Raw genomic sequence first — 4,442 nt, 5'->3', positions numbered from 1 at the left:
GATATGAATTAATTTTACATTATTAACTTATTATAATATTTTACCCATGAAAATAGCTCTTTTTACTAATGAATTTCCTCCTAATATTTATGGCGGAGCAGGTGTACATATTGATTTTTTAAGCCAAGAATTAGCGAAATTAGGAGAAATAGAAGTGCGCTGTTTTGGAGACCAATCTGAAGAGGAGAAAAACATGCATGTTCAAGGAATTGATTCTTGCTTGACAAAAATGGTTGATGATAACAATCAGCATATCAAAATGTTTCATAACTTGAGTAAAAATGTCGAAATGGCACAAGCCACACCAACCGCTGATATAATTCATTGTCACACTTGGTACACACATTTGGCTGGGATTTTCTCTCGTGAATTACTACAAGTACCGTTGATATTAACTACACATAGTTTAGAAACACACAGACCATGGAAAGTAGAACAATTAGGCAATGGGTATTTTCTCTCCAGATGGTTAGAAAACAAAGCTTACAACTCTGCCGATGGAATCATTGCCGTAAGCGAACAAATGAGAGACGATGTTATCGAGGCTTATGGTGTTGCTCGAGAAAAAGTAACGGTAATTCATAACGGGATTGATCCTGAATTTTATCAACCTACTTTTGACAATGATTTACTTTTGGAATATGGGATAAATCCAAACATTCCTTTTGTACTTTTTATAGGCAGAATTACACGCCAAAAAGGAATTTCGCAACTCATTGCTTCGGCGAAATATTTTAACAAAAATTGCCAAATCGTACTTTGTGCTGGAGCACCAGATACCAAAGAAATTGCGGCAGAAACCGAAGCGTTAATCACAGCGCTTAGTTCAGAAAGAGAAGGTGTTATTTTAATTTCTGAAATGTTACCACGCGAAAAAATAAAAATCCTTTACAGTCACGCACGAGTGTTTGCTTGTCCATCACTTTACGAACCATTTGGAATCATAAACTTAGAAGCTATGGCTTGTGAAACTCCAGTAGTTGGCAGCCATGTGGGTGGAATTCCAGAAATTATTGTAGAAGGAGCAACAGGTTATTTAGTTCCACTTCTAAGTGTTTCAAGAACTGATTTTAATCCTGCAAATCCAGATGCTTTCCAGAGAGATTTTGCTGCAAAAATTAATTTGCTTTTAGAAAATGAAACGCTTGCAACTCAAATGGGAAAAGCAGGTAGAGAACGTGTTTTGAAAATTTTTAGTTGGGAATCAATCGCCAAAACTACTTATGATTATTACCAAAAAGTGATTGTTGGGTTTGTTAATGAGAAGGCTTGATGATTTTCAATGAAAAATGGTCTCAGAATAAAACTTTTTACAAATTACAGTATTTTGGGAGATAAATAAATGCGACTTACAATCAACCCTATGACACACGAAATAGATAAAAAACTACAAGAATTAGATTTAAAAACTGAATCAATTGAAAAAATTGAAAAAATTTTATCAGAAAGTATACTTGGTCATACGCGTCCAACGATAAGTACAACATTTGAAGGAATATTTCGAGCAAGAAAAATTACAAATGCAAAGGATTCAGAAATTGATTGCATAAAAAGCATATGGTATCCTAATTGGAAAAAGATATCAGAATCTGAATATCGTTATAATCGTTGTAGCGATAAAGGAGAAAACTTTTTTTATTGTTCAAATTCCTTAGAAACTACAATTAAGGAATTAGAACCGGAAAATGGAGATGATATTTTAATTGGCATTTTTTATCCAAAATTTGCCACGACGAAAGTTCGCTGCCAATTCGCTGGGATAGAATTATTACGAAATAATATACATTACAAAACTGTATTAAAAAACTATAATTACTATTCTAAGAATGATAAAAAAATCGAAGAATTGATGTCTTCTAAATTTAAGGAAAGAGTTTCTAAGGATGAAAGTTATAAATATAAATTAACTATCGCTTTCAGCAACATACTTTTAAAAAATAGAGATATTGAATGTTTGATATATCCAAGTATTACAACAAATTTCGAGTTTGTAAATTTTGGTTTAAAACCTTCGTTTGTAGATGAGCATTTATATTGTGCAGAAATATTTCAGTATTCCGTTGAAAAAACTTCAAATGAATATATCTTAACTCCTGAAAAATATGGAGAAATCGAACACAATCTTCAAACTCCAAAAATATCAGAAATAGATTGGAAAGAATGTCATAATGAAGATAGAAATATAAAAAAGAGTTTTGTCTTGTAAAAAAGTGTAAAACTCATAACAAAATTTCCCCTGCTTGCGCGAGTTTCTAGCTAGTGTTTACAAACAAAATAAATACCTACAATAAAAATAAATTGGAATTAGCACTATCTTGAGTGCAAAATTATTAACATCAAACAAAGAATTTTAATAATTAAAAAATGACTTCCTATGAAAAATTTACCATTATTACTATTAGTTTTATTCGCATTTCAGTATATTAATGCACAATCTGATTTCTCCAAAGGTTGGGATGAAGGTTATAAAGAAGGATATTGTTATAATAAATATGGTTGCGTTGCCCCTGTCCCTCCAGTAAGCCCAGTTCCAGTTCCGGGGCAAGACAATTATAAAGGTGGTTATAATTCAGGATTTATCAAAGGGCAGAGTGATAAAAAAAATAACGAGTTAAATAACAGCAATATTCAGACAAGTCCTTATGCTAAATCAACCCCATTAAATAATGACTCTTCTCAAGCACTTCAATACTGGAGTGGAGTAGCATTGAGAAATGAACAAATAGCGAATGCTGAAAAGCAAAGAAGCAGGCCTAAATTCAAAATGGCATTTGAAATCGCAAAAGAAGCATTTGAAAAAAAAGACTATTGGACTTGTATAAAAGAATATAATAATTCATCAAATATGCCTTGGTATGACAGTGATTTTGAAATAATTACAGCAATATCTTGTGTCGAAATTTGGGAGCAATATCATTATGAAGATTATTACGAAAAGGCAACAAAGTTATTTAAAAAAGCAAAAAGACACGGTCATCCTCAAGCTCGAAAACTGCTTGAGGAATTAGAAATTAGGAAAAAGAAAACTAATGATAAGTAAAAAACAAACCTTATAGTGCCGATTTGTAATCCGTGCTCACAAACAAATGAAATCCTCATTAAAAACCAATTTAATATGAAATTAAACCGCTTACTGTTTGTAATTGTATTGCTACATCAATATGCATTTGCGCAACCAGCAACCGAAGTATTCTTGCTCAATATTGAAAAAAAAGGAACTGCTTTTAATATTGTTCCAAATGCAAAACTTGTAAATATTAGCAACAATAAAGGCTACGACAACCAACCCAGTTTTATCGAAAAATTAAACGCTGTTGTCTACGTAAGTTCACGTGATGAAAAATCAACCGATGTTTTTTTATACAATTTAGAAACAACAAATACCAACCAATTAACGAATAATAGCCAAGCTGAATATTCTCCAAAAACCACTCCAGACGGTAAATTTATTTCGGTTGTAAAGGACACCGATCAAAATCTGACCCGAATTTCATTTGACGGAATAGTGACTGAAAAGCTATATACATCAAAGGATTCTATTGGTTATTATTGTTGGTTGAACAAGAACGAAATTGCTGCTTTTGTATTATCGAGACCAAATGTTACATTGAAATTAATCAATATAAAAAACAAAACCGAAACCTTTTTGACTGATAGCATTGGGCGTAGTTTGTATAAATACCGTGATGGAATTGTAATTTGTCAGAAGCTAAAAACCAGCAATTGGGTATCCTTTATTGATAGAAAAGGAAGTATTAATCAATGGATTGAATTGCCCAAAAACAATGAAGATTTTTATTTAACAAATGACGGCTTGTTGTTTTCTTCTAATGAATCTAGCCTAATTTATTGCAATGTCAATTCCAAAAAATTAGTTTGGCAAGAACTTGCCAATGTAAAAGAAATGGGGATTTCTAAAATATTCCGACTGGCAGTAAATCAAGCTAAAAACAAACTCGTTTTTGTTGCTGAAGGAAATTGAGAAATTATATTTTATGATAGAATATTGATAAAAAAGCATTATTTATCGCTATTTTACTCATTCATTTCGTCGTAACGTATTGGGATTTGTGGATCATAAAGCGGACATTTGAATTCATCTAGAGTGTCTGCGAGCAAATTCATTGTCTTGCCTTCGGTGCCGTAACAATCTATTTGAATACTTTGCGAAGTTGATTTGAGGTGAAAAGCGCCTTTTCCGTTCGGGTTTTTCCAGCTGTTTTCATCTACTTTTTCCCAGTTTGAGAACACGCTGTTGATTCTGTTCAGGATAACTATAACCGGAAGTTCTTCTAATCCGTCAACGATTTCTTGTTCTACAAGTGCTTCGTAAACCAAGTGATGATTGAGATAAATTCCGTCTTGATATTTCCAAAAAAGGATTTCGTACATAGTTTTATTTTTTTGCCACAGATTACACGGATTTTCACAGATTTTTGAAT

The 4,442-nt window shown here is 32.2% G+C and carries 5 protein-coding genes; 4 read left to right on the top strand and 1 reads right to left on the bottom strand.

Going from position 1 to position 4,442, the window contains the following annotated elements:
- Positions 1-46: 46 nt before the first annotated feature.
- From glgA to RMO70_RS10900, 4 genes are all read left to right on the top strand, one after another.
- The gene (gene glgA, locus RMO70_RS10915) at positions 47-1,273 is read left to right on the top strand and encodes a glycogen synthase (RefSeq protein WP_310556468.1); all 1,227 of its coding nucleotides are present in this window, start codon (positions 47-49) and stop codon (positions 1,271-1,273) included.
- A 90-nt stretch (positions 1,274-1,363) separates the two neighbouring features.
- Positions 1,364-2,206, top strand: a complete 843-nt coding sequence (locus RMO70_RS10910) for a hypothetical protein (RefSeq protein WP_310556467.1) — start codon at positions 1,364-1,366, stop codon at positions 2,204-2,206.
- 168 nt (positions 2,207-2,374) lie between these two features.
- Positions 2,375-3,040 carry a hypothetical protein gene (locus RMO70_RS10905; protein ID WP_310556466.1) on the top strand — a complete coding sequence of 222 codons (666 nt, stop codon included), beginning with the start codon at positions 2,375-2,377 and terminating at the stop codon, positions 3,038-3,040.
- Positions 3,041-3,115: 75 nt separating this feature from the next.
- Positions 3,116-3,982 (top strand): hypothetical protein, encoded by an 867-nt coding sequence (locus tag RMO70_RS10900; protein ID WP_310556465.1) that lies wholly within the window; start codon positions 3,116-3,118, stop codon positions 3,980-3,982.
- Between the two features lie 53 nt (positions 3,983-4,035).
- Here the strand turns inward: RMO70_RS10900 and RMO70_RS10895 are convergent, their stop codons facing one another.
- Positions 4,036-4,392, bottom strand: coding sequence for a hypothetical protein (locus RMO70_RS10895; RefSeq protein WP_310556469.1), 357 nt, complete (start codon positions 4,390-4,392; stop codon positions 4,036-4,038).
- Positions 4,393-4,442: the final 50 nt, after the last annotated feature.

The sequence above is a fragment of the Flavobacterium sp. genome (genome assembly GCF_031422135.1).
Classification (GTDB): Bacteria; Bacteroidota; Bacteroidia; order Flavobacteriales; family Flavobacteriaceae; genus Flavobacterium.
The sequence above is the reverse complement of the archived record's forward strand: the minus strand, read 5'-3'. Positions and strand labels throughout refer to the sequence as shown.

What these genes read in the sequence shown, in the direction of transcription:
- RMO70_RS10905 (WP_310556466.1), top strand. Translation starts at nt 2,375, where the DNA reads ATGAAAAATTTACCATTATTACTATTAGTTTTATTCGCATTTCAGTAT.
- RMO70_RS10900 (WP_310556465.1), top strand. Translation starts at nt 3,116, where the DNA reads ATGAAATTAAACCGCTTACTGTTTGTAATTGTATTGCTACATCAATAT.
- RMO70_RS10895 (WP_310556469.1), bottom strand. Translation starts at nt 4,392, where the DNA reads ATGTACGAAATCCTTTTTTGGAAATATCAAGACGGAATTTATCTCAAT.
- RMO70_RS10910 (WP_310556467.1), top strand. Translation starts at nt 1,364, where the DNA reads ATGACACACGAAATAGATAAAAAACTACAAGAATTAGATTTAAAAACT.
- glgA (WP_310556468.1), top strand. Translation starts at nt 47, where the DNA reads ATGAAAATAGCTCTTTTTACTAATGAATTTCCTCCTAATATTTATGGC.